The organism is Blastococcus sp. SYSU DS0510 (assembly GCF_054050835.1).
The window spans coordinates 148,499-173,034 of the sequence record NZ_JBJHAC010000002.1 but is presented as its reverse complement, the minus strand read 5'-3'; the positions used below and the strand labels follow the sequence as shown (position 1 = coordinate 173,034).

Sequence of the window (24,536 nt, the reverse complement as noted above, 5' to 3'; positions counted from 1 at the left end):
CCGTGGCTGCCTGCCGACGTCCCGGTGACCGGGGGTGCTCGCGTTCTTCGACGCCGACTGGCCGCTGTTCCCGCCCGACCAGATCGAGGACGTCCGGCTGGAGGGACCGAAGTCGACGGGGAAGCTGGTCCTGCGGGGCGGCCCCCGTACCCCGTGGGCATCGCGATGATTGCCGAGCGGCTGCGGGAGCAGTTCGGGGGCGTAGTCCGCGGTGTCCAGGGAGCTCCTTGTGCGAACGCCGCTGCCCGAGTTGTCCAACAGCCTGTTGGCGACTGCCCCCACAGGTTTGCGGGAGATCCCCAGCAGCGTGCTGGGGAACTCGTCGGCAGCCTGAGCGCCGCCGCGCGGCGGGGAGGCCTGTGCTTCCGCCACCAGCTGCGCCAACGGGACCCCGGTCGCGCCTCGTCGAGCACCTGATTCGCACCTGCGAGGCGGCATCGGCTCCGGCCGGCGGGCGGCCGGCGGGCAGCCGCTGCCCGAACTGCCGGGGCACTCTCTTGCATGTGCTGACTGCCGCGGCGGCAACCACGACGTGGCCGACCGCACCGCCGGACCGCCCGGACTGGAGGTTCCATGGCGCGCCAGGCCGCTGGCCGTTCCCGACTCGGTGCGGGTCACGTGCTCACATGGCGGTGATCGTCGCCCCGGCCCCGGGCCGGGCCGCGTGAGCTGCGGCGTTGGCCGCACACGCCACCGCGGCCCTGGCCCCCCATGTGCTGCTTGAACGTCAGTCGGCGGGGACGGTAGGTGGCACCCGGTTCGGGCCGGCCTCCGGCGGCCGCGGCCGGTCCTGGGGGTGTAGCCGCACCGCGACGAGCGCGACGTCGTCATCGGGCTGGTCGGGCAGCATCCGGGCCAGCAGCTCGTCGCACAGCTCGTCGAGGTCGTGGCCGGCGAGGTCGGCCAGCGCGGCCTGTAGCCGGGCGGCGCCGTGGTCGAGGTCGGAGCCGCGCCGTTCGATCAGCCCGTCGCTGTAGAGGATGACGACGGCGCCGCGGTCCAGGGTCACCTGCGCGTCGCGGCGCCGGGTCCCGGGGTCGACGCCGAGCATCAGGTCGGTGTGGCCGGCAGTCAGCAGCGTCACCGTGCCGTCGGGAGCGATGACGGCCGGCGCCGGATGGCCGGCGTTGGACCAGCGCAGCCGGGTCACGCCGAGGTCGCGGTCGGCGGCGCTCTGCTCGAGGCGGGCGACGACCACGGTCGCGAGGATTCCCGACTGCAGGGTCTGCATGACCTCATCGGCCTGTCGCAGGATCGCGGCCGGCCCGTCCCCGTCGATCGCGCCGAGCGTGCGCACGATGCTGCGGAGCTGCCCCATCGCGGCGGCGGCCTCGACGTCGTGGCCGACGACGTCACCGATGACCAGCACCGTGGCCCCGGCGGGCTGCATCAGCGCGTCGTACCAGTCTCCGCCGACCTGCGCGGACTGCCCGGCGGGCACGTAGCGGACAGCGATCTGCAGGTGGTCGGGCTCCGGCGGCGGGGTCAGCAGGGACCGCTGGAACCCCTCGGCGAGATTCCGCTGCTGTCGGTAGAGCCGCGAGTTGTCCAGCACCAGCCCGGCCCGGGAGGCGACGATCCGCATGGTGACCAGATCCTCGGGACTGAACGTGCCGCGTTCGAGGCCGTTGGCCAGCGTGAGCATGCCCACCGGGCCGGTCCGGCCGGGCAGCGGCAGCACCGCCACCGCCTCGGGCGCCAGGGTGGTGAGCAGCTCGCGGGTCGGGCCGGGCTGCACCATCGACAGCGCCTGAGCGGTCGCGTTGCCGTTGAGCAGCTGCGGCTGCCCGGTCCGCAGGGCGCCGACGATGAGGGCGTCGTCGCGGAGCGCGGCCAGCCGCGCCTGCGCGTAGGCCTCGGTCGCCGGCCGCAGTTCCGGATTGGCGTGCCAGGACTCCGAGGTGCGCAGACCGCGCCGGGACCCGGCGGCGCGGTCGTCGCCGATCAGGGTGACTATGGCCAGATCCGCGACCGCGGGAATCACCAGCCGCGCGAGGCGGCCGACGGCCGTCTCCGCGTCCAGGTCGGCGGCGAGGTCCTCGGTGATGCGGCTGAGCAGCCGTTCCCGCGCCGCTGCCTGCTCACCCTGCTCCTGCACGGCGCGGCGACCGGTGATGTCCCACGCGGAACCCAGCAGGCGGACCGCGGCGTTGCCCTCGTCGCACAGCGCCCGCCCGCGCGCGGCGACCCAGCGCAGCCCGCCGTCGGGCAGCAGCACCCGGAACTCCGCGGCGTAGTCGCCACACCCGTCGATCGCCTTCTGCATCTGCACGCCGACGGGGCCGACGTCCTCGGGATGCAGCCGGTCGTTGAACGCCTCGATCGTCTGGTCGAACTCGGTCGGCCCGTACCCGAACAGCTCGAGCAGCCGGTCGTCCCAGGTGAGAATCCCGGTGGTCAGGTCCCAGTCGAAGGTGCCGATGCCGGCCGCCGCCACGGCCATGTCCAGCAGCGAGCGGCGTGCCTCGTCGCCGCTGATCAGGCGTGACAGTTCAGGCTCGGTGCCATCGCCGTCGTGCGTGCTCATCTGGTCCCGTCTCCCGCCCACCACGGGGTCGCGGCGAAGCTCCGGCCCGATTGTCCCAGCCCACCCGGTGAAGGAATGCGCCCGGGGAATCGCACTCCCCGGCACCCCTCCGTCGCCGGGGACTCGTGCAGCGGCTTCCTCATCCTCCTGCTGGTCGTCGCGGCCGTCGTGTACGGCTGCACCCGGATCGGAGGCGGGGACTCCAGCGGCTCGTCGGCCGGCGAGGTCGGCGAGGTGTCCCGCGCCGAGTTCGAGGGCGAGGGCCGGACCTGGCCGCTGACCGTCGACCGCGGCACGCTCGACTGCGAACCCGGCAGCCGGGTCACGTTCACCGCCGACGGCACGACGTACGCCGTCAACGGCACCGCGAAGGGCTCCGGCGAGTGGGCCGACATCGACCCGATCTGGGCCGACGATGGCAGCGGTCTGGACCTCAAGGTGAGCATCGGTGACCTCATCGAGGCTGGCTTGGCGCTGTGCGACTGAGCCGGGACCGGGCATGACCGAGGTGACGGTCGGGCAGGCGGCCAAGCTCGCCGGCGTGCCGACCGACGTGCTGCGCGAGCTGTGCGAGGCGGGGAAGGTCTGGCACGCAGGGGTGAACGCGGCCACTGGTACCTCCACCCCGACGACATCCCGGCTCGGGACTGGGTGCTCGAGGCGGTGCGGCAGCGGTACCGCCAGGACGTCGCCGGTACGCAGCAGGCGATGGCCCGGTTCGTGAAGGAGGTCGAGGCGGTGCAGCTGGATCTGGCGGAGGCTGCCGAGGACACCACCGGCCTGGGACGGCTCGGCAACGACCTGCGGGCGGTCTACAGCAGGGACAGCCCGTTCAACCTGGCCGAGCACAGCCTGATGCGGCGGCTGATGGACGTGGAGCTGACCCACCGGCGCTTGCGGGCCACCGCCGAGACACCGGCCCCGCAGGACGACGGGCTACGGCCGGCCGCCTGGTCTGCGGCGGCGTCCGGCCCTCGTTCTGCCGCAGCGGTTCGCGCTGGGACACTGCCCACATGCTCAAGCCTCGCCGGTCGGTCGACGAGCAGCTGCGCAGGGCGCTGTCTGACCTTGAGACTGCGCGCGCGCAGGCTGCAAGCCTAGAAGCGGGCCTCGAGTCCAACCGCCGCATCGGGATGGCGGTCGGCATCCTCATGGAGCGCCACCGGCTGACTTCCGACCAGGCGTTCGCGCTCCTGGTCGACGCAAGCCAGCGCCAGAACCTGAAGCTGCGCGAACTGGCTGACCGGATGACCGTGAGCGGCTCACTCGACGACTAGCAACGGCCCCCGCACGGGATCGAAGGAACGGTGGGCGTAGCGCGGACCGGTACCATCGGTGGGCCGACTCCGTGGGACCTCACGTCCGCGTCCCTGTCCAAGGGGGTCTCTGTGACTGGCTCGCTACCTGCGGGCACCGCGCTGCCGGCGCAGTCGGATGCGGCGTTCGAGCGCTTCGCCCGCCTGGTGCGCCGCCAGCTGAACGTCCCGGTGGCGCTGGTGACGATGGTGTCGGACGACGAGCAGGTGTTCCCCGGCGCGCTGGGGCTGCCCGAGCCGTGGCAGTCCACGCGCAAGACACCGCTGAGCCACTCGTTCTGCCAGCACGTGGTGCGCTCGGCCGCGCCGCTGGTCATCACCGACGCGCGCACCGATCCGCTGGTCGCCGACAACCTGGCCATCCCCGACCTGCATGTCATCGCCTACGCCGGCGTTCCGATCACCGACGCCGACGGCAAGGTCGTGGGGTCGGTGTGTGCCATCGACAGCCGGCCACGGGAGTGGTCGGACGAAGACGTGGCGGTGCTGACCGACCTGGCCGGTGCGTGCGGCTCGGAGCTGCGGATGCGGGCGGCCCAGCTGCGCGCCGACGCCGCCGTGGCCTGGGCGGAGGAGTCCGCGGCGCACGCCCGGCAGCTGCTCGTCGAACGCGAGTTCGACCGGTCCCGGTGGTCGCTGGCGCTGGCTGCCGGGCAGGTGGGCACCTTCGACCTGGATCTGGACACCGGCGCGCTGACCGTAGATGACCGCCTGCTGGGGCTGTCGGGCATGGATCGGGCAGGCTTCTCCGGCAGCCCCGACGACGTGTACGCCCACGTGCACCCCGACGACCTCGCCGATGTCGTCGCGGCGGTGCAGTACGCCGTCGACACCGGCGCGACCTACGACGCCGAGTACCGAATCGTGCATGCCGACGGCGCGCACCGCTGGCTTGCCGCCCGGGGGCAGGTGATCGGCGGTGGCGACGGCGCCGGTTCGCGTCTCGTGGGCGTGGTGCACGACACCACCGCCCAACGGGAGCCGCTGGCCCTGGCAGCTCAGGCGGTCGAGTCGATGGCGGTCGGCTTCCTCGCGGTGGACACCGACTGGGTGATCACGCACGTCAACGCCGAGGTCGAGCGGATCACCGGCTTCCCCCGGGAGAAGGTGCTGGGCCGCCCGCTGTGGGAGGCGTTCCCGGCCGCCGTCGGCACCGAGTTCGAGGACCACTACCGCCGCGCCGCCGACACCGGGCAGCCGGTGTCCTTCGACGCGTACTACCCCCAGCCGCTGGACGTCTGGGTCGAGGTGCGCGCCGTGCCGAACCCGACCGGGGTGGCGCTGCACTTCGTCGACGTCACCGCCCGCGCCGTGGCGCAGCAGCAGGCGGAGCGGGCGGCCGGCCGGGAGCGGCTGCTGGGCCGGATCACCGAGGAGCTGGTCGGCACCCTGGACCCCGACGAGGCCGCCGACCGGCTGGTCCGGCTGCTCGTCCCCGCGCTGACCGACTGGTGCATCGTCACCTTGAGCGTGGACGACCAGGCCGCGGGCGTCCGGCGCGGCCTGCGCCACGCCGCCGCCCAGCACGTCGACCCCGCGATGCAGGAGGTCCTGGATGACTACGCCCGGGTCCGGTTGGCTGCCCTCTCCAACGACGCCGTGCTGAAGCGGGCCATGCGGACAGGTCAACTGCAGCTCCTCGACGCCGACGCGACCGCGCGAGCCCTCACGAGGCTCCCCCCCGGGCCGATGCACGATGCGCTCCGGGCGCTGGCACCCGAAGCGGTGGTGGTGCTCCCACTACCTGGGCGGGACGGCTCGGTCGGGATGCTCACCCTGGCCAACGGCACCGACCGGGGCGCGTTCAGCGCCGAGGATCTGGTCACCGCCCGGCACGTCGCCGCCCGCGCCGGGCTGGTGCTGGACAACGCCCGGCTGTTCCGGCAGCAGCGTGGGCTGGCCGAGGGCTTCCAGCGGTCGCTCCTCACCGCTCCGCCCGAACCCGACCACCTGCAGATCGCCGTCCGGTACGTGCCCGCAGCTCAGTCGGCGGAGGTCGGCGGCGACTGGTACGACGCGTTCATGCAGCCCGGCGGCGCGACCCAGCTGGTCATCGGCGACGTCGTCGGGCACGACGTGGCTGCCGCAGCGGCGATGGGGCAGATCCGCAGCATCGTGCGCACCATCGGCGCCCTGGACCAGAATGGGCCGGCTGCGGTGCTGCGCCAGGTGGGCCAGGTGATGGAGACCCTGCAGTCGCGAATCCTGGCCACGACGCTGATCGCGCGGCTGGAGCAGACCGACGACGAGCGGGAGGCCGGGCTGACCCGGTTGCGCTGGTCGAACGCCGGCCATCCGCCGCCGATGACGATCGCCGCTGACGGCACGGTGACCGCGCTGACCACCGAGCGCACCGACCTGCTGCTCGGTGTGGATGCCCACGCGCTCCGGCGAGAGTCTCAGGTGACGCTGGAGCGGGACGTGGTCGTCCTCCTGTACACCGACGGGCTCGTCGAGCGCCGGAACTCCGACCTCGACGCGGGAACGGCTCGGCTGAAGGCTGTGCTGGCCGAGCTCGCCGGCCGGGAGCTGAACGAGCTGTGCGATGAGCTGCTGGCGAGGATGCTGCCCGACGCGCCCGACGACGACGTCGCCCTGGTCGCCGTCCGGCTGCACCCGCAGGACCGGCCGCGCCCGCCGGAGGCCGGCCCGCACCGGGTGCCGCCGGGCTTCCCGAGGGACTGACCCCAGGACAGCGCGGGGGTCGGCTCAGACCCAGCGGGTAGTGAGCCGGACGCTGCTGCCGTGCGCGTCGCGGCGCAGGGCCACGTGGTCGCACAGCTGGCGGGCCAGCCACAGCCCCATCCCGCCGGCCGACAGGTCCTCGCCGTGCGCCGGCCCGTACCCGGCGAAGGGGTCGGCCGGGCCGGTTCCGGCGTCGCCGATGGTGCACACCAGCTGACCCGGCGCGGTCCACAGCCGCAGGCTGACCGGCCGGTGGCCGTGCCGGACAGCGTTGGAGGTCATCTCGTCCACAGCCAGCTGGAAGTCCTCCAGCAGGTCGGCCGGTCCGGCGAGGTTGCTCAGATGGCGGCGGATGGTCCGCCGGAGCCCGATGAAGTCGGTGACGTCGTCGGCGACCAGCGCGGGCGGCGTGCGCTCCAGCGGCTCGTCGGGGACCGAGAGACCGGCCAGGTAGGTCGCCGGGTCGACGTAGTCAGCGTTCGTCGCCCGGCCGTCACGGCTTACCAGCTGCGGGTGGGTGCGCCGGGCAGCAGTCAGCAGCGGCTCGGGCAGGGCGGTACTGAACACGCACAGCCCCCACAGCGGTGACGACGCGAACGCGGCGTTGATCACCGCCTCGTAGCGCTGCCACTCGGTCCAGTCCGCGGCGGTGGTGCCGAAGTCGACCTCGCCGACGACCCGGACCCGCCGGCCTGGGCCTGCCTGCTCACCCAGTCCGCGGAAGGTGGTGATCGCCGTCGGCGTGCGGGACCGGTAGAGCGCGTGCCGCTCGAGCACCAGCACCAGCGAGTGGTTCTCAACCGCGTCGTGCAGGGCGGCGGTGACTGCCGGGCCGGCGGCGATCACCGCGCCGTCTCCAGCTGCCAGGCCCTCGAGCAGGAACGGAGCGGCGAGGTCGGCCAACTCCTCGACCGAGTCGTAGAACAGGGCGTCATGCCGGAAACCCGGCCCCGCGCAGCCGCCCGACACGGTGCCAGCCGGGCCGCCGTGGCCGTCCGTGCACCTCGGGATCTGCTGGCCCAACGCGTCCAACCCCCATGTCGTGCCGCTCACGTTCGGGTAGGGGCGGTCCGTCCCACGGTAGCCGCGGTCCCGAATCTGGCCACCCGGCGCCGGCCTCGGCGCGCACTTCACCCGCGCCGGCCAGCCCACAGGCCGCCGCGCGAGCTCCTCGGTGGCGATCGCCGCGTCAAGCTCGGCCGCCACGGCCGCCACCACGTCGGTCACGGGCAGCGCCTGCGGTGGCGGCGGGGCAGGCATGCGAACCGCGCGTGCGGTGAACACCATGTCCGCGTAGCCCTCGGCGTACGCGGAGTCAAGCCGGCCCAGCTCCGGATGCCACGCCCCGAGAACCACGGTCAGAACTTCATCCGCCCTCGGCTGCAGCATCTGCGTCTCGAACGCGAAGTCATCCGTGCCGCGGAACCCACGCAAGCGCGCGTACTGCCACCTCCCGTGCCGTGTCTGGACCGCCAGCACGACGTCCCACAGGGAGTCGTTGACCGCCAGCAGCTCAGGCACGTGGGGCAGCAGTGGACTGCAGGCCCAAAGCAGCACGTCACTGACCGCCCGCATCGCCGACTCGACGTCGTGCCGCAGGTCGAGGGCGGCCAGGACGTCGTCGAGCAGATCATTGCCCTCCACGGTCGCCAACCCGGTGAGCAGCACAGCGCAGTTGCCGCGCTGACCGACCTTGGCCGCAACGATCGGCGCCCCCGGCCGGAGCTCGGTGCGCAGACTGTCAGCCGCGAGAACCGCACCCCCGACCGTCAGGGTGGCAACGGCGAGGGGCACACCGCCGGACTCTCGCACGACGCGGTGCAGCGCCCTGCCACGCAACACGCCGAAGGTCATGGCGACAGCGTCGGCCCAGACGCCGGGGCTCGCCGCCGAGCGGATGGCCGACACCAAGGACTGCCGCAGGGAACCACGGTCAGTGGTGGTGCTGAACTCCGAAATCGTTCGCGTTCGTCGACGGGTCGGGAAGTCGCGCCTGATCGAGGAGTTCATCGAGCGTGCCGGCGTGCCGCACGTGTTCTTCACCGCGTCGATGCAGCAGCCGGCGGAGGAGCTGCGGCTGTTCGCCGAGGAGGTCGCCGCCTCCGACCTGTCCGACGCGACCACATCCGCCGGCATCACCCCGGCGACGTGGGAGGCCGCACTGCGGCTGCTGGCCACCGCCCTGCCCACCGACGGCCCCAGCATCGTGGTGATCGACGAGCTGCCGTACCTGACCGGCCCCGACAACGCCTTCGAGGGCGCTCTGCAGAAGGTGTTCGACCGGGTCATCGCTCGCCACCCGGTGCTGCTCATCGGCGTCGGGTCAGACCTGGCGATGATGGAAGCGCTCAACGCCTACGGGCGCCCCTTTCACCAGCGCGCCGTGGAGATGATCGTGCCACCGCTGAGCCCGCTCGAGCTCGGCGCCATGCTCGACCTCGACCCGGCCGACACCTTCGACGCCTACCTGGTCACCGGCGGCCTGCCGCTGGTCTGCGAGGAGTGACCCCGCGGCCTGCCGATGTGGGATTACCTGGAGGAGGCGCTGTCGCACTCCACCTCGGCGCTGGTGGTCAGCGGCCAGCGCGCATCAAATGGCTGGAGAACCAGCCCTTCGACGACCGCGACTTCGCCGCTCTCGTGACCCACCGCGGGCAGCTGCCCGGCGCATCGTCCGACACCCCGCTGCTCGTCGTGTCCCGCTCCGGAAGCTCCATCGAGGGTGCGCACGTCCTGAGCCCGGCGCAGCTGTTGGAAGGCTGGCGCTGACCGAGGACGGGGCTGTGTAAGAACTCCGCCGGAAACGTGTAAGAACTCCACCGATGCCGGTGCTCCGCTGCTGGTCAGAGCAACGGTTAGCACCCCACCACCAGGAGCTAACCATTGCTCCCAGAAGCGCCGACCGTTGGTCGGCGCTTCTGACGTTTCCGACCTCTTACACGAAATCCGGCATCGTCTTACACCGCAGGTCAGCAAGCGTATTACCCGGCCTCTCTACACCGACCGGCGTGATTGCCGCTATCGAGATCCATCGGACGGTCCCCTCGGGTGCCGAGCCTTGCCGATCCCGTCCAGACCGCCGAGCGGCTGCGTGCCGCCGGACTGATCCCGACCGAGCCGCTGCCGCCGCCGTTCCACGAGCAATGGACGGTCACGTGCGCCGGCTGTGCCGCAGAGGTCACGGTCGCTGCGGGGAAGCACCGCAAGGGCTCTGGCTGCCGGAAGTGCACCGACCAGGCCACTGGGCAGGCCCGCCGCCTGGACCCGGAAACTGCGGCCGCGGAGTGCCGGAGCGTCGGATTCGACCCGGCCGAGCCGTACCCCGGCTCCGCTCTGGACCCGTGGAAGGTGACCTGCAGGGCCTGCGGTGCGGCCGCGGTCAAGACCCTGCGCCGCCTCCGGGAAGGTAAGCGCTGCAGGGCCTGCTTCCACCGCGATAGAGCCCGCCGCCGTCTCGCCGCGCACGCTGCGGCGGCGGAGGCCGTCATGCGCGACGCCGGGCTGGAACCCCAGGAGCCCTATCCCGGATCCGACAAACCGTGGCTGTGCCGGTGCACCGCCTGCGACTTCGTGAAGCCGATCCGGCACTCGGACGTGCGCAAAGGCCATGCCGGCTGCTCGGCATGTGCGGTCAGCGGCTTCAACCCGGCGGCACCGGCGGTGGTGTACCTGCTCACCGATCCCCGCCGGGGGGCGCACAAGATCGGCGTGACCGCGGCCGACAGCACCCGGTTGGCCCTGCACCGGCGCCGCGGCTGGACGGTGTTGCACACCGTCGCGGTGCCGACCGGCGCGCACGCGCTCGAGGTCGAGCGGGCCGTGCTCCGCTGGCTGCGCGAGGACCGGGGTCTTCCGGCAGCTCTGGACGGTGAGGACGGCGCGACGGAGACTGTCGACGCGGCGACGGTCTCCGCCCGAACCATCTGGGCCCGCGTGGAGCAGGAGGTGGCGTCGCTGCCGCCCGACCGGGCCGACCTGGACGCGTACGTGCGCCGCCGGGACCCGAGCCGGTGGCCGCGCGCGCTCAGTTCAGAGACCGCGGAACAGAAGCTCAGGGAGCACGGGATGACCCCGCTGGAGCCCTATCCGGGCCGTGTCACCGACCCCTGGCGCGCCCGCTGCGACACCTGCCGAACCGAGGGTGCGCCGATGCTGGCCAACCTGCGTGACGGCAAGGGCGGCTGCGTGCCGTGCGGCGCCCGGGAGAGCGCGCGGAAGCGAAGCCTGAGCGCCGAGGTGGCCATGGACCGGCTCACCGCCGCAGGCTGGGTGCCCCAGGAGGCCTACCCGGGCCGATCGACGGACCGCTGGCGGATCGCCTGCGCCCGCTGCGGGCACCCGCGGCACGTCTCCGTCCACGTGGTCGGGCTCCGACCTCGGTGCCGGGCCTGTCCCGCGGTGCCCGCCGTTCTGCTGCCTCGGGTCGTGGCCGGTGACGAAGAGCCGCTGGCGGCCTAGCCGGCCTCGCGGGGTGGCCCGGACGCCGGTACTGGCCGGCGGCGGGCCGCTGCCGGGCCGGGTCAGCTCGCGCCCGGCGGCGAGTGTGTAAGAAGTCGGCCGAAATCGTGTAAGAACTTCGCCGGCCGACCGGCTTCGCTGCTGGTCAGAGCAACGGTTAGCACCCCACCCATGGATCTGCAGGTGGACGGCTCATCGGCCTCTGCAGCGAGCCGCCTGACGGGCATCTGGGCCGAAGGGCGCACCCTTCGCATGCCACCTGTCGGGGGCAGGGGGAGCCCCGACGCGGTCGGCTGGGAGATCTTCCCGGCGGTCGCGGGAAGGCGCCTGATGGCAACTCCGTGTCGACGCAGGACCGTTGGGTCCGGGGATCGGAGAGCCCGGTCTCGAACGAACGGAGGACGCTATGTCCCGGACGGCATGGCGGGTGGCGGGAAGCCTCGCGCTCGCGCATGTGGTGCTCATCCTCGTCGGCATCAGCCAGCAGCGGTCCCCGCGGCTCGGGGACGGCGCCGAAGCGGTTGCCGCCGAGTACGTCGACGGCGACCTGGCCCGGATCATGACCGGCGGCTACGTCGAGTCCGTCGGTTTCCTGCTGCTGCTCCCGGTGCTCGCCTTCCTGGCCCGGGCGCTGAGCCGCTCCGAGACCGGCGGCTGGGCGTCGCAGACCGCCTTTGCGGCAGGCATCGCCTACGTGGCGCTCAGCCTGGCTCCGGGGCTCGCCGCGGGCGCGGCCGCCCTGTACGGCGCTCAGCACGGTGCCGACATGGTCACGGTCTCGCTCGTCAACGACGTCCGGAACTTCACCTTCTTCCTGAGCGTCCTGCTGCTGGGGGTGCACGCCGCCGGTGTCGGGATCGCCGTGCTGGCCGACGGGGAGCTGCCCCCGTGGCTCGGCTGGGCCGGCCTGGGAACGGGGCTCGTCCTGGTCGCCTCGGTGCCCGCCGCGCGGCTGGGCGCCGTCGACTGGGCCACCGTGGCGTGGATGGTCTGGTTCCTCGCCCTTGCGACCGTCATGCTCAGGTACCGACCCGGCGGACCGGATGCGGCAGCGCGACCGGTCTTCTCCGGGGCGTCGGGCGACCCGCTGACCACGTCGCCCCGCCGCGGGGCCGGTACCTGACCGTCGCACACCAGGACGATGCAGCATGAGGACGCCTCGGCACAGCGTGGTCTCGGGCGCCGCCGCGGTGGCGGCAGGTGGCGCGGCGACGTCGGCGGTCCTGACGGCCGCGCAGGTCGGCGAGTTCCCTGCCGGCGCATGGGTCGTGGCGCTGGTGATCGTCGTGTACGCCGGGGTGGGCGTGCTGATCTGCCTGGCCCGCCCGGGGCACCGGGTCGGACTCGTGCTGCTGGGCGGAGCAGCGGTGTGGGGGCTCGGCGAGGCCATCCTGGCGGTGGGTGTCCAGGGACTGGTCACGACCCCGGGGACCGGGTCGGCCGCGGCCTTGCTGGCCGTGGCGGGCACGGTGCTGCGGGGGCTCGGCTGGCTGGTGCTGGTCCTGCTGGTCCCGCTGGTCTTCCCCGATGGGCGCCTGCCGGGGCGGCCATGGCGGTGGGCGATCGCCGCGTCGGCAACGGCGCTGTTCCTCTTCACGGCGACGTCGGTCCTCGCCCCTGCCCCCATGGACGAGCGGCTGGCCGCCATCGACAGCCCCGTGGGCCTGCCTGCCGGTCTCGGCGGAGTCGTCGACGGTCTGGCCGTGCTCGCCCTGGGCGCGGTGGCAGCGGCGGTGGCGGGGGCGGTGGGCAGCCTCGTCTCGCGGTGGCGCGGGGGTGGACCGCTGCTGCGTCAACAGCTGCTGTGGTTGACCTGGGCGGCCGCCGTGCCGGCGGCGATCCTGCCGCTGATCCTCCTCGGCGCAGCGGAGACCTTGGTCTTCGGGCTCGCCGTGCTCCCGCTGCCGGTCGCCATCGGTGTGGCGGTGCTGCAGCACCGGCTGTACGACGTGCACCTGGCGGTGAGCCGCACGATCGCCTCCGTGGGGCTGTCCGCCGCCCTCGCCGCCGTGTACGTGCTGGCCGTCGCGGGGGTCGGGGCATTGCTGGACGCACGACGGGAGCGGTGGCTGCCGTGGCTGGCCACCGGCCTGGTGGCACTGTCCTTCTCGCCCCTGCGTCAGGCGCTGCAGCGAGCGGCGAACCGGCTGACCTACGGGCAATGGGCGCAGCCGGAGGAGGTGCTGGCCGCCGTGCGACGCCGGGTCGCCGATGCGACGGACATCGACGGGCTGCTCCAGGACCTGATCCGGGAACTGGCCGAGGTGCTCGAGTTGCCGGCGATCGTCGTGCTCGACGGAGCAGGCCGGCCGCTCGCCGTGCACGGCGCCGCTGAGCTCGCCGACCGGGAGACCACGCTGACCGGCTACGGCCGCGCCGTGGGAGTGCTGCGCTGGACGATGCCCCCGCGGCCGCTGCGGGACCGCGACCTCCGACTCCTCGACGACATCAGCGGCCAGCTCGGAGCACTGGTGCACGCCTCGTCCCTCCTCACCGGGCTGCGTGCCGCCCACGAGCGCCTGATCCTCGCCCGCGAGGACGAGCGCCGACGGCTCCGCCGCGACCTGCACGACGGGCTCGGCTCCGCGCTCGCCGGGCTGACGCTGAAGGCCGAGGCCGCCCGCAACCTCCTCGGAGACCCCACGGCGGCCGACGCAGCGCTGCTCGACCTGCGGGCCGGCATCCAGAACACGGTGCAGGACGTGCGCCGCGTGGTGGAGGGACTGCGTCCGCCGTCCCTCGACGAGCTCGGCCTGGTGGGCGCGGTGCGCGAGCTGGCCGAACGGCTGGAAGGAGAGCTGCCCGACGGCACGGACGTCGACGCGGACGACGAACTGCCCGCGCTGCCCGCGGCGGCCGAGGTGGCCTGCTACCGCGTGATCCAGGAGGCCCTCACCAACGCCGTGCGCCACTCCGGGGCGTCCACCTGCCGGGTGACCCTCCGAACCGACGGCGAGGAGCTCTGCGCCGAGATCGCCGACGACGGCTCCGGCATGGTCCGACCTCGCGCCGGGGGCTCCGGGCTGCCGGGCATGCAGGAGCGCGCAGCCGACCTCGGCGGAAGCCTGGCCATCGACGCCCGTCCCGGAAGGGGTACCACGGTGCGCCTACGGCTGCCGATTCCCCGCGCCCAAGCCGCGGCACCACGCTCGGACGGAGCCCTGCTGTGATCGGCGTCCTCGTCGTCGACGACCACCCGCTGTTCCGGGACGGGCTCGCCGCCCTGCTGGCGACCGTCCCCGACGTGCGCCTGCTGGCCACGGCGGGAGACGGCGCGAGCGCGGTGCTGCTGGCCAGCGCGCACCGGCCGGACGTCGTCCTGATGGACCTGAACCTGCCTGGCGTCCCGGGACTGGAGGCGACCCGCCGGATCGTCCGCGAGCTGCCCGGGACCGCCGTCCTGGTGCTGACGATGGTGGACGACGACGACGCGGTGACCGCCGCGATGCGCATGGGGGCCCGCGGCTACGTGCTCAAGGGGGCCGGGCAGGACGATGTGCTCGGCGCGATCCGCACCGTGGCTGCAGGGGGCGCGGTACTCGGCGCCGGAGTGGCCGCCCGCCTGCTCTCCCGCGGTCCGGCCGCGCTCGGTGGTCGAGAACAGCTCACCGACCGCGAGGCCGAGGTGCTCGCCCTCGTCGCCGACGGCCAGAGCAACGCCGAGATCGCCCGCGAACTGCAGGTCAGTCTCAAGACCGTGCAGAACCACGTCTCGCGGGTGCTGACCAAGTTGCAGGTCCGCGACCGCACCCAGGCCGCTCTGCGCATGCGGGGCCTGTGAGAACGTTCGCGCAGGTGCGACGACGACGGCTACCGCCCGAGGCGTTCGAGGCCATTGCGCCCGCGCGGGGCCGTCGGCGGGCACCGGGCCCGGTGCTCCGGACGTGGCAGGCGTCTGCCGGTGAGTGGCCGGGCTGGACGCCCCCCTCCCCGGATCGCTCCGCCGCCGGCTGCGGAGCGCTGGGACACGACCTCGAACGGGCTGCTCAAGCACTCGGTTCACCCGACCGATGGAATGCAGGTCAGGTCGTCACCGAACGTGAGCGGAGCAACCAGCGTGTCCATCTCCACTGCCGGCGTCACCCGGGTCCTCGTCCTCGCCGACGCCCCGGTCCTGCGTCGCGGCCTCGTCGGCATGGTCGACGAGACCGCCGGCCTGCAGGCCGTGGGCGCACCCGGTGAGCCGCGTCGTGCCCTGGTGCTGGCCGAGTCCGCGCGCCCCGACGCGGTGATCGTGGAGCTCGGCTCCGGCCGCAGCGCGACCCTCACCGCCATCCGAGACCTGCGCCGCCGTTTCCCGCGCACCGCCATCGTCGCCGTGGCGACCTCCGAGGACCCGGCCGTGGTCAACGAGGCGCTCGCCGCCGGCATCCGCGGCTACCTGCTCATGAACGCCTCCGCCACGCTGCTGGGCTGGGCCGTGCTGGCCGCCCGCGCCGGGCGCACCGTCGTCGACCCCCAGATCCGCCGGGTCCAGCCCGGGTCCGCCGCGCCGGTCGCCCGCGAGCTCACCCCCGAGGTGCCGCTGACCCGCCGGGAGTCCGACGTGCTGGACGAGCTGGTCCAGGGCCAGTCCAACCGGCGCATCGGCGAGAACCTGTTCATCTCCGAGGACACGGTGAAGTCGCACGTCAAGGCGATCCTGCGCAAGCTCGGCGCCCGCGACCGGGCGCACGCCGTCTCGATGGTGCTCTCGGCCCGCAACGGCTGCACCTGCGGCGCGCACGACCTGACCTCCGCCGCCGCCGAGGTCTGACCCGACCGGCGGGCCCGGCCCGGTGGCCCTACGCGGGGTTACCGTGCTGGGCATGGTCGGCGTCCTGACGGCTGTGCTGCTGGTCGTGCTGCTGGCCGGGATCGTCGTCTGGTGGGTCTCGGTGCCGCAGCCGGCCGGCCGGGCGCTGCCCGCCCGCGAGCGGGTGCTGCGGGAGCGGGCGGTCGCCGCGGCCCGGTGGGGCGCGGCGCACGACGAGGTCGACGGGACGACGCGGGTCCTGCTGCGGCGCAGCTGCCCCGGGCTCGACGGGCACCCGGAGGTGCTCGAGGAGCGGGTGTTCGAGAGCTTCCCGGCCGACGACCCGATGTGGGAGGCGCGCTTCACCGAGGCGATGGCCGGTGCCCGCTTCCGCTGCTCCTACCTCAACAACGAGGAGGGGCAGGCGTAGCCGATCCGCCGGAGGGCAGGATGGGCGGCATGGGTCAGGTCGTCGCCACCACCGAACGAGTCCTGCGCGCACCGGCGGACGTCGTCCGCGCCGCGCTCGCCGACTACGCCGTCACGCGGCCGCGGGTGCTCCCCGAGCAGTACAGCGAGTACCGCGTCGACGCCGGCGGGCAGGGCGCCGGCACGAAGGTGCACTGGCGGCTGCAGGCCACCTCCAAGCGGGTGCGCGAGCAGGACGTCGTCGTCACCGAGACCCCGGACGGGGCGCTCGTGGAGACCGACACCAACTCCAGCATGGTGACCACCTGGACCGTCACGCCCGCGGACGCCGGGGTCTGCACGGTGCGGGCGCGCACCACCTGGACGGGTGCCACCGGCATCGGCGGGTTCTTCGAGCGCACCTTCGCACCCAAGGGCCTGAGCCGCATCCAGGACGCGATGCTGGCCCGGCTCGAAGAGACCCTCACCCCGGCCTGACCGGCCGTCAGGACGCGCGCTCGTCACCCGGCCAGCGGTAGCCGGCCGCCCGGATCCGCCGGGACAGCTCGTCCCGCAGGTCCGCGCACTCCGCGGCCCGCTCGGCGAGCTGCGCCGGGTCCACGGGGAGCCCCGTGCGGTCGATGTCGGCGGGCACCAGCGCGGGCGCCCCTCCAGCGTGCGCACCACCGGCCGCGGGGGCGTGCGCGACGTACTGCTGGACGGCGGAGACGACCGATCGACGCACCCCGGCAGGGAGCCGGGAGGCAGGGTCGGCCGACGACGACAGCAGCAGCGTCGCGTCCAGCAGGACCGCCACCGCTGGGGCGGTGCCGAGCTCCGGCGCCCGGGGCCGGTAGGCGTGCAGCAGCGGATACGCGCGGTGCTGCTGGGCGAGCGTCGACAAGGTGGACGACAGCGACGACAGGGGCACCACCGCCGGGACCACCGAGCCGGGCGTGGCCAGGCCGGCCGCCGCCTCCGCGCCGGTGCTGCCGAACCCGGTGACCTGCGAGGCGAAGCTCCGCTTGACGACCACCGCGGAGATCACCGAGGTGAGGTACGAGACCCCGAGGGTGATGAGGAGCATCCCGCTCAGCGAGGCCGCCATGGTGGCCAGCTGGGAGCCGGGGCCGGCCGGCTGGAAGCCGCCGTTGCCCAGGGTGGCGATGCTGTACCCGGCGAAGTAGAAGCGCTCCCAGACCGACGCCGCTGCCCCGCTCGACGAGCCGACGACCGCCTCCTCGTCGCCGAGGAAGACGAGGGACCACCCGAGCCAGAGCAGGGTGAACCAGGCACCGACGGTCAGCCCGATGACGATGACCCCCGGCCCTCCCACGGCGCGCACCGGTGCGGCGTCGGCGATGGCGGGCCGCCGGGCCAGCCGCCACACGGCGTCGGTGACCAGCCGGGTCAGCGGGCCGGGACCGCTGGCGACGGCGAGCGTCGTCCGCACCTCGTCCACCACGGCGAAGGACACGATCGCCAGGCCGATGACGTCCCACCACCACCCCCCGGTCACGGGGTGCTCCGGCATCGTGCGTGCGCGCGGCGGTCGACGGTCGGCCTCCTCCATCGGGCCCGGCGGACGGGCGGTCCCGCAGAGGGTGACCGGGAAGGCTGCGCACTACACACCGCCGCCGACGGCGCGCGCGCCGTCGGGCAGGGACCATGGGCCGGTGACCGCAGCGCCACCCGCCGTCCAGGGACTGACCGAGCTGACCGGACTGCTCGCCGCCGGCGGGACGCTGGTCCTCTCCGGGGCGGGGCTGTCCACCGACTCCGGCATCCCGGACTACCGGGGTGCCACCGGCTCGCTGCGCCGGCACACCCCGATGACGTACCAGACGTTCACCCGCGACCCACGGGGCCGGCACCGGTACTGGGCGCGCAGCTTCGTCGGCTGGCGCCAGATCGCCGAGGCCCGGCCCAACGCCGGGCACCGGGCCGTCGCCGCGCTGCAGCAGGCCGGCGCGGTGGCCGACGTGATCACCCAGAACGTCGACGGGCTCCACCAGGCGGGCGGGGCGCGCGACGTCCTGGAGCTGCACGGCGGGCTGGACCGGACCGTCTGCCTGGCCTGCGGTGACGTCGCCTCCCGCGCGGACCTGGACGTGCGGCTGCGAACGGCCAACCCGGGTTTCCGGCCCGAGCCGACCGACGAGGTCAACCCCGACGGCGACGTCGAGCTGCCCGACGAGGAGCTCGACGGGTTCGTCATGGTCGACTGCCTGGCCTGCGGCCGCGGTCCCCTCAAGCCCGACGTGGTCTTCTTCGGCGAGACGGTGCCGCGGGATCGGGTCGACGCCTGCTTCGCGCTCGTCGACGACGCCGGGGCCCTGCTGGTGCTCGGCTCGTCGTTGACCGTGATGAGCGGCTACCGGTTCGTCATCCACGCCGCCAAGCGGGGCATCCCGGTCGCGATCGTCAACTCCGGTGCGACCCGCGGGGACGCCAAGGCGTCGCTCAAGGTCGACGCCCCGCTGGGGGCCGTCCTGCCCGAGCTGGCCCGCCGGCTGTCGTGACGGAGGGGGTCGGGCGCACCGACGACGGCCGGTGGATCGTCGTCGGGGGCCGCCGGTGGCGGACCGCCGACCCGGCCCTGCCGGGCGACGTCCGCGCCAGGCTGCTGCACCACCTCGGGGTCGCCCGCTCCGCCGTCCGGACCAGCCGGGGCGACGACGCCGCCGTCGCGGCTGCCCGCGCGCGGGTGCAGCTGGCCAAGACCGGCCTGGGCGAGCGCGGGGCGCCCTGGTGGGAGCAGGACGACGACGCGCGACGCGAGCGCTGGGAGGCGGCGCTGCGGGCGCTGGGCGGTTGAGCCCGCCACGGCAGGGGCAGGTAGGCCCGCGATGCAGACCTTCGTGCCGGTGGCGGACTTCGAGGAGAGCGCCCGGCTGCTCGACTCCCCGCGGCTGGGCAAGCAGCGCGTGGAGACCCTGCAGATCCTGCGCGCGCTGGAGCTGCCCGACTACGGCTGGGCCAGCCACCCGGCGGTCGCGATGTGGCGCGGGCGCACCCCGGCGCTGGTGAGCTACGGGCTGGCCATGGTGCGGGTCTGGCGGGAGCGCGGCTTCGCGGACACGACCGAGGCACTGATCGGGGAGTTCGCCCCCGACGTCGTCGGCCGGTCGCAGGCCGAGCTCGCCGCGGCCGGCCTGCTGCCCTCCTGGCTCGGCGACGAGGAGCTGCACCGCTCGCACCGGTCGAACCTGATCGCCAAGGACCCGGAGTTCTACCGCGGCCCCTTCACCGAACGCTTCGGCCCCGAGCCCGACGACCTGCCCTACCTCTGGCCGGGGCCGGACGACCTCCCGCCCGCGCCGGAGCCCGACGGCGTGCGGGTGTGGGTGGTGCGGCCGCGGGCGCACAACGAGCTCGGCGCCTGCCTGGCGGCCGGGGTCGTGGGCCTGGGCACCCAGTCGGGCATCGACGTCGACGCGACCGGGATGGAGCCCGCCGAGCTGCGGGCGCTGTCCAAGGAGATCTCCGGCCGGCGCCCGGCCAAGGACCTGCGCCAGCTGTCGGCCTTCCTCGACCAGGTGCGGCCGGGCGACCCGGTGGCCCTGCCGGTCGAGCACGGGGCCGGGCTGCTGCTCGGCGAGGTGGTGGGGGACTACCTGTTCCAGGGGCGGGAGCTGCTGCCGCACCGCCGGCCGGCGCGCTGGGACCGGGTGGTGCCGCGGGCGGCCGCCCGGCCGCCCGCGACCCTGCAGGACCCGCGCGCGCTGTTCCAGGTGACGGTGGACCCCGCTGTCCTGCGTCAGCCGGGCAGCGGCACGTTCTGCAGCCGCACCTGACCGCGGGCGACCAGCTTGCCGTCCTCCCGCGTCAGCGCGACCTGCCACAGCTGCTGGGTGCGCCCCTGCTGCACCGGCTCGGCGACGACGTCGACCCGCCCGGCGGTGACGCTGCGGAGGAAGTCGGTGCTGTTGTTGACGCCGACGGCGAACTGGCCGAGCTCGCGCACCGCGAGGCTGGCCCCGATGCTGGCCGCGGACTCGACGACGGTGCAGTACAGCCCGCCGTGCACCACGCCCCAGGGGGTGTGCTGGTCGGGGCCGAGCTCCACGTGGCCGGCCACCCGGGTGCCGGTGGCCTCGGTGACCTGGAAGCCCGCCGCCGCCACGAAGCGGCTGGCCGTGGTCGCGTCCACCTGGTCGCCGCTCACGCGTCCCACACCAGGCAGAACGGGTGGCCCACCGGGTCGGCGTAGACGCGGAAGTCGCCCCCGCCGCCGGGGAGCTTCCGGGCGCCCAGCGCCAGCACCTTCGGCTCCGCCTCCTCGATGTCGGCGACCCGGACGTCCAGGTGGAACTGCTGCGGGCGCTCGGGGTCGGGCCAGTCCGGCGGCCGCAGGTCCGGGGCCTGCTGGAAGGCCAGCCGGTAGCCGGCGCCGGTGACGACGACCCAGTCGTCCCCGGGCTCGCCCCGGCTGATCTCCATGCCGAGGAGGTCGGCGTAGAACCCGGCGAGGGCGTGCGCGTCCGGTGCGTCGAGCACGACGGAGTGGAGTTGACCGATCATGGGGCCATCCTGGCGCGCGGCCGGGTGGGCCGACAGCCGGACCCTGCCCCCGCCAGGATCCCGCCACGGCGCCGCCGGGGCCCGTACCGCAGGATCGAGGGCATGCCCGACCCCGCTGCACCCGTCCTCGGTTCGCTGACCTGGTCGCCCGCCGCCGACCGGCCCGAGCTGCTGGCCCCGCCGGTCGCCGCCGCGCTGCCGGTGCTGGCCGGGCCGGCGTGGGTCGCGGAGATCGCCGACGACCTCGCCGACACCGCCGCCTTCACCGACGCCTACGGGGTGCCGCTCGCCGCCTCGGCCAACTGCGTCGTCGTCGCGGCCCGCCGGGCGGGGGAGACGACGCTCGCCGCGTGCCTCGTCCTCGCCACCACCCGCGCCGACGTCAACGGCCTGGTGCGGCGGCACCTGGGCGCCCGCAAGGCGTCGTTCGCGCCGCAGGACGTCGCCGTCGCCGAGAGCGGCATGGCCTTCGGGGGCATCACCCCGGTCGGCCTGCCCGCCGCCTGGCCGGTGCTCGTCGACGCCGCCGTCGCCGCGGCGGACCTGGTGGTCATCGGCTCGGGCACCCGCGGGAGCAAGCTCGCCGTCCCCGGCGCGGTGCTCGCCGCGCTCCCCGCCGCGCAGGTGCTCGAGGGGCTGGGGCAGCCGCTGCCCGCGGAGCCACCCGCACCGCCGCCGCTGCGGCTGGACCGGGCGCCGGACGACACCGACATCGGCTGGGGGGAGCGGCCCGCCGACGGCGCCTACGACGACCGGCGCTACCACGAGGACCGGCCGCCGCACTGGGGCAGCGACTAACGGCCCTCGTGCAGGGTCCCGCCGCGAGCTTGCGAGTGGTGGGGGGCACGAGGGTCCTCCTGCTGCTGGGCGCGGAGCAGGTCGCGGATCTCGACGAGGAGCTCGACCTGCGTCGGTGCCACCGGGCCGGGCTCCTCACCCGCAGCCCGCCGGTCGAACAGCCGACGCATGGGGAGCACCACCACGAAGTACAGGATCGCCGCCGTCAGCACGAAGGTGATCACCTGGCTGAGGAAGGCACCCCAGGTGAAGAGCTGACCGTCCACCTCGAAGGTCCCGCCCAGCTCCCCGCCGCCGCCGACCAGGCCGATCAGCGGGGTGAGGAACGACTCGGCGAACGTGTTCACCACGGCGGTGAAGGCCGCGCCGATGACCACCGCGATGGCGAGGTCGACGACGTTGCCGCGGAAGAGGAAGTCCTTGAAGCCTCTGAGCACGGGGACCATCCAGCCACACCCCGGTCCGCGCGTCAGGCCGGGGGTGGGGGCAGGCTGACGGTGAGCGTGGCGGCGGCCGCGGCGGCGGCGAGTCGCGCCGCGGTCTCCCCGTCGACGGCGAGGACGAGCAGCCCGGCCCCCGCGTCGCCGTCGTCCCCGGTGGGGGCCGCGAGCACCAGGGCCCCCGCTGCCACCCGCTCGGCGGGGCCGACGCCCGGCTCGGCGGCCAGCACGTCCACCCGGTCGCCGGCGCGCAGCAGCGCCGCGACCGCCAGATCGGCCAGCCGCACGGGGGCCGCCACCTGGCCGGCGGGCAGCAGAGCGGTCAGCCCGGCGCCGACCAGCCGGGCGTCGGTGAGCGGCTCGCCGCGGCGGACGGGCCCGGCGAGCACGCGGCGCTCCAGCTGCTCCGGGGCGGCCACCACGCCGCCGGGCACCGCACCGGCCGGGAGCCGGACGAGCGCCAGGTCGCCGCGCGCCAGGACGGTGCCGGCGGGCAGGTCGGCGGCGGCGGCGACCACGGCGACGTCGCGCGGTGACGTGCGCTCGACGGGAGCGGGGCCGGGGCGCAGCGCGAGCCCCACGGCGAGCGCGGTCAGCAGCGCGGCGGCCAGCCGGCGGGCGGTCAGCAGCGGGAAGGGGGGTCGGCGCAGTCGGAGCACGCCGCCGACCCTTCCCGGGTCGGGCCGGGCCGGAAAGCGGTCGGGCGGAGCTGTGGAGGGGCGGCGGGCCTGTGGACGAGGCCCGGCCGCCTCTCCTCAGTTGGCGGCCTTGGCCCCGCTGCCGGAGGTCGCCGCCGGCGTCGAGGCGGGGGCGGAGGTGGAGCTCTCCTTGGCCGGCGTGGAGGAGGTGCCCGACGAGGAGCCGTTGCTGCTGCCCGCGGTCTCGGACGTCTTGCCGCCCGAGCGGCTGTCGGTGCGGTAGAAGCCCGAGCCCTTGAAGACCACGCCGACCGAGCCGTAGACCTTGCGCACCGCGGCGCCGCACTCGGGGCACTCGGTCACCGGGGCGTCGGTGAAGGACTGCACGACCTCGAACTCGTGCTTGCCCTCGGCGTTGGCGCAGGCGTACTGGTACGTGGGCACGGCGTGGCTCTCCCTGGTCGAGCGGAGGTAGGGGCCCGGGTTGGCACTCGCACCCGGAGACTGCCAATGATGCGCCATGCGAGGACCGGCCGTCCACGTCTGCCGCTCAACGTCACTCCCGGAGCGCGAGGCCGAGGAGTCGGTGCGGCCACCCGGGCGCGGGAGGAGGCCTCCGTCGTCCTGCACGGCCGGCCGCGGCGCGGGCGCCGGTGGCGCCCCGACCCGCCCGGCGGGAACGCGGCCCCGGTACCAGGCGACGAAGAGGGCGATCGCCAGGAGCAGTTCGGCGAGGTCACCTCCGTAGTACATCCACCGGGCCGCCAGCTCCTTGCCCGCCACTCCCTGCTCCGCTCCGGGCGGGAGGAGGGCGGCGTGGGCGTAGAGGAGCTTGGCGAGGTAGCCGTGCGCCGCGGTGGACGCGAACAGGGCCGCCAGCCGCGTTCCCATGCCCGGCCGCCCCGGCGCCGGGTCGGGGCCCGCGATGGCCCAGACGAACAGGCAGCCGGCGAGCAGGAAGTGGACGTTCAGCAGGGTGTGCAGCAGTGCGTCCCCCCTCGCCGCTGCGTACAGGGGCGTGAGGTACAGCAGGTAGAGGGTGCCGGTGGCCAGCAGGGCCGCGGTGAACGGGTGGCCGAGCACGTGCAGGTACCGGCTGCCGAGCACCGTGCCGATGCGCCGGCGCACCGGCGTCGAGGACGCACCCAGGAGGAGCGTGACCGGCGCGGCCAGGACCAGCCCGAGCGGCGCGAACATGCCCAGGAGCAGGTGCTGCACCACGTGCCCGGCCGGCTCCCGGTGCGCGAACGCCGCCAGGGGCGGGGAGACGGCGGCGGCGACGAGGACGACGCCCGCCGTCCAGCCGGCCGTCCGCCCGACGGGCCACGGCCGCTGCAGCCGGTGCCGGGCACGGCCGGTCGCGGCCAGGTAGACCGCGATCGCCCCACCCGCGAGGAGCACGGTGGCGATCCAGTGCCCGGTGGCGTCGGTGGCCGCCGGGGCGTGCTGGTGCGGCACTCAGCCGACCGGGCCGGCGGCTCGCGCCGCACGGCCCTCGTCCCGGCTGCGCACGGCCAGCACGACGCCGATCAGGACCAGCACGCCGCCGCCGACGTTCCAGGCGAGGTCGTAGGGCAGCAGGTCGACGCCGTAGCGGATCTGGTGCACACGCAGGACCTTGTGGTCGACCAGGCCGTCGAACAGCTGGAACCCGCCGAGACCCAGGAACAGCCCGGCCCAGGCGGAGCGGGGCGCGAGCGCCTGACGTCGTCGCAGGTCGGCGAAGAGGAAGAAACCGGCGACCAGCAGGATCAGCTCGGCGGCGTGCAGCAGCCCGTCGGACATCAGGGCCACGCTGCCGGTGGAGCGGTCGTAGAAGTGGTGCCAGGCGAGCAGCTGGTGGAAGACGATCTCGTCGATCGCCGCCATCAGCCCGACGCCGATGACCGCTGCCACCAGCATCGACCGTCGGCGGTCCGGACCGGCCACGTCCGTGCGCGTCCGGCCCGGGTTCACCGCCATGCTGACTGCCTCCTCGGCCACCGGACCCGCTCCGCCCTGCTGCCC

At 74.4% G+C, this 24,536-nt stretch carries 25 protein-coding genes; 16 read left to right on the top strand and 9 right to left on the bottom strand.

Features of this window, described 5'->3' with window-relative positions; genetic code table 11:
- Window positions 1-34: 34 nt before the first annotated feature.
- Entirely contained in the window at window positions 35-169 is a 135-nt protein-coding gene (locus ACI79P_RS02410) for a hypothetical protein (RefSeq protein WP_456579447.1), read from the top strand.
- A gap of 558 nt (window positions 170-727) precedes the next feature.
- Here ACI79P_RS02410 and ACI79P_RS02405 read toward each other — a convergent pair.
- Window positions 728-2,527 (bottom strand): SpoIIE family protein phosphatase, encoded by a 1,800-nt coding sequence (locus ACI79P_RS02405; RefSeq protein ID WP_456579446.1) that lies wholly within the window; start codon window positions 2,525-2,527, stop codon window positions 728-730.
- A gap of 75 nt (window positions 2,528-2,602) precedes the next feature.
- On the opposite strand from ACI79P_RS02405, the gene ACI79P_RS02400 reads away from it, so the two are divergent.
- The 3 genes from ACI79P_RS02400 (at window position 2,603) to ACI79P_RS02390 (ending at window position 6,528) form a co-directional block, all read left to right on the top strand.
- Complete coding sequence (locus ACI79P_RS02400) at window positions 2,603-3,013, top strand: DUF2511 domain-containing protein (RefSeq protein ID WP_456579445.1); 411 nt, start codon at window positions 2,603-2,605, stop codon at window positions 3,011-3,013.
- 527 nt (window positions 3,014-3,540) lie between these two features.
- Window positions 3,541-3,804 (top strand): ANTAR domain-containing protein, encoded by a 264-nt coding sequence (locus ACI79P_RS02395; RefSeq protein ID WP_456579444.1) that lies wholly within the window; start codon window positions 3,541-3,543, stop codon window positions 3,802-3,804.
- Window positions 3,805-3,915: 111 nt separating this feature from the next.
- Window positions 3,916-6,528: a SpoIIE family protein phosphatase gene (locus tag ACI79P_RS02390; RefSeq protein ID WP_456579443.1), complete on the top strand. Its 2,613-nt coding sequence runs from the start codon at window positions 3,916-3,918 to the stop codon at window positions 6,526-6,528.
- Window positions 6,529-6,552: 24 nt separating this feature from the next.
- Here the strand turns inward: ACI79P_RS02390 and ACI79P_RS02385 are convergent, their stop codons facing one another.
- A complete protein-coding gene (locus tag ACI79P_RS02385) occupies window positions 6,553-8,382 on the bottom strand; it encodes an anti-sigma factor RsbA family regulatory protein (protein ID WP_456579442.1) in 1,830 nt (609 codons plus the stop codon).
- On the opposite strand from ACI79P_RS02385, the gene ACI79P_RS02380 reads away from it, so the two are divergent.
- From ACI79P_RS02380 to ACI79P_RS02345, 8 genes are all read left to right on the top strand, one after another.
- Window positions 8,381-9,034 (top strand): AAA family ATPase, encoded by a 654-nt coding sequence (locus ACI79P_RS02380; protein WP_456579441.1) that lies wholly within the window; start codon window positions 8,381-8,383, stop codon window positions 9,032-9,034. The two genes, ACI79P_RS02385 and ACI79P_RS02380, sit on opposite strands and share 2 nt — an antisense overlap.
- Before the next feature lie 980 nt (window positions 9,035-10,014).
- Complete coding sequence (locus ACI79P_RS02375; protein ID WP_456579440.1) at window positions 10,015-10,986, top strand: hypothetical protein; 972 nt, start codon at window positions 10,015-10,017, stop codon at window positions 10,984-10,986.
- A gap of 406 nt (window positions 10,987-11,392) precedes the next feature.
- Entirely contained in the window at window positions 11,393-12,109 is a 717-nt protein-coding gene (locus tag ACI79P_RS02370) for a hypothetical protein (protein ID WP_456579439.1), read from the top strand.
- 25 nt (window positions 12,110-12,134) lie between these two features.
- The gene (locus ACI79P_RS02365) at window positions 12,135-14,156 is read left to right on the top strand and encodes a sensor histidine kinase (RefSeq protein WP_456579438.1); all 2,022 of its coding nucleotides are present in this window, start codon (window positions 12,135-12,137) and stop codon (window positions 14,154-14,156) included.
- Entirely contained in the window at window positions 14,153-14,767 is a 615-nt protein-coding gene (locus ACI79P_RS02360) for a response regulator (protein ID WP_456579437.1), read from the top strand. The genes ACI79P_RS02365 and ACI79P_RS02360 overlap by 4 nt, the downstream gene beginning before the upstream one ends.
- Window positions 14,768-15,043: 276 nt before the next feature.
- Window positions 15,044-15,742, top strand: a complete 699-nt coding sequence (locus ACI79P_RS02355; protein ID WP_456579436.1) for a LuxR C-terminal-related transcriptional regulator — start codon at window positions 15,044-15,046, stop codon at window positions 15,740-15,742.
- Between the two features lie 52 nt (window positions 15,743-15,794).
- Complete coding sequence (locus ACI79P_RS02350) at window positions 15,795-16,151, top strand: hypothetical protein (RefSeq protein ID WP_456579435.1); 357 nt, start codon at window positions 15,795-15,797, stop codon at window positions 16,149-16,151.
- 29 nt (window positions 16,152-16,180) lie between these two features.
- The gene (locus tag ACI79P_RS02345) at window positions 16,181-16,627 is read left to right on the top strand and encodes an SRPBCC family protein (RefSeq protein ID WP_456579434.1); all 447 of its coding nucleotides are present in this window, start codon (window positions 16,181-16,183) and stop codon (window positions 16,625-16,627) included.
- A gap of 7 nt (window positions 16,628-16,634) precedes the next feature.
- Here ACI79P_RS02345 and ACI79P_RS02340 read toward each other — a convergent pair whose 3' ends face one another.
- On the bottom strand, window positions 16,635-17,648 hold the full coding sequence (locus tag ACI79P_RS02340) for an ion channel (RefSeq protein ID WP_456579433.1): 1,014 nt from the start codon (window positions 17,646-17,648) through the stop codon (window positions 16,635-16,637).
- Window positions 17,649-17,805: 157 nt separating this feature from the next.
- Here ACI79P_RS02340 and ACI79P_RS02335 point away from each other — a divergent pair, with 157 nt between their 5' ends.
- From ACI79P_RS02335 to ACI79P_RS02325, 3 genes are read left to right on the top strand one after another with little or no spacing between them, the layout of a single operon-like run.
- Window positions 17,806-18,651, top strand: a complete 846-nt coding sequence (locus ACI79P_RS02335; protein WP_456579432.1) for an NAD-dependent protein deacetylase — start codon at window positions 17,806-17,808, stop codon at window positions 18,649-18,651.
- Entirely contained in the window at window positions 18,648-18,947 is a 300-nt protein-coding gene (locus ACI79P_RS02330; protein ID WP_456579431.1) for a biopolymer transporter Tol, read from the top strand. The genes ACI79P_RS02335 and ACI79P_RS02330 overlap by 4 nt, the downstream gene beginning before the upstream one ends.
- Before the next feature lie 31 nt (window positions 18,948-18,978).
- Window positions 18,979-19,926 carry an MSMEG_6728 family protein gene (locus tag ACI79P_RS02325; protein ID WP_456579430.1) on the top strand — a complete coding sequence of 316 codons (948 nt, stop codon included), beginning with the start codon at window positions 18,979-18,981 and terminating at the stop codon, window positions 19,924-19,926.
- Here the strand turns inward: ACI79P_RS02325 and ACI79P_RS02320 are convergent.
- Both ACI79P_RS02320 and ACI79P_RS02315 read right to left on the bottom strand, forming a co-directional pair.
- Window positions 19,890-20,297, bottom strand: a complete 408-nt coding sequence (locus ACI79P_RS02320; protein WP_456579429.1) for a PaaI family thioesterase — start codon at window positions 20,295-20,297, stop codon at window positions 19,890-19,892. The two genes, ACI79P_RS02325 and ACI79P_RS02320, sit on opposite strands and share 37 nt — an antisense overlap.
- A complete protein-coding gene (locus tag ACI79P_RS02315) occupies window positions 20,294-20,653 on the bottom strand; it encodes a VOC family protein (RefSeq protein WP_456579428.1) in 360 nt (119 codons plus the stop codon). Before ACI79P_RS02315 ends, ACI79P_RS02320 begins: the two co-directional genes overlap by 4 nt.
- Window positions 20,654-20,755: 102 nt before the next feature.
- On the opposite strand from ACI79P_RS02315, the gene ACI79P_RS02310 reads away from it, so the two are divergent.
- A complete protein-coding gene (locus ACI79P_RS02310) occupies window positions 20,756-21,451 on the top strand; it encodes a YbaK/EbsC family protein (protein WP_456579427.1) in 696 nt (231 codons plus the stop codon).
- Here the strand turns inward: ACI79P_RS02310 and mscL are convergent.
- The 4 genes from mscL to ACI79P_RS02290 form a co-directional block, all read right to left on the bottom strand.
- Window positions 21,448-21,888, bottom strand: coding sequence for a large conductance mechanosensitive channel protein MscL (mscL, locus tag ACI79P_RS02305; RefSeq protein ID WP_456579426.1), 441 nt, complete (start codon window positions 21,886-21,888; stop codon window positions 21,448-21,450). The two genes, ACI79P_RS02310 and mscL, sit on opposite strands and share 4 nt — an antisense overlap.
- Before the next feature lie 32 nt (window positions 21,889-21,920).
- Window positions 21,921-22,550, bottom strand: coding sequence for a Flp pilus assembly protein CpaB (gene cpaB, locus ACI79P_RS02300; protein ID WP_456579425.1), 630 nt, complete (start codon window positions 22,548-22,550; stop codon window positions 21,921-21,923).
- Window positions 22,551-22,646: 96 nt separating this feature from the next.
- Window positions 22,647-23,987, bottom strand: coding sequence for an FmdB family zinc ribbon protein (locus ACI79P_RS02295; protein ID WP_456579424.1), 1,341 nt, complete (start codon window positions 23,985-23,987; stop codon window positions 22,647-22,649).
- Window positions 23,988-24,512, bottom strand: coding sequence for a DUF2243 domain-containing protein (locus tag ACI79P_RS02290; RefSeq protein WP_456579423.1), 525 nt, complete (start codon window positions 24,510-24,512; stop codon window positions 23,988-23,990).
- Window positions 24,513-24,536: the final 24 nt, after the last annotated feature.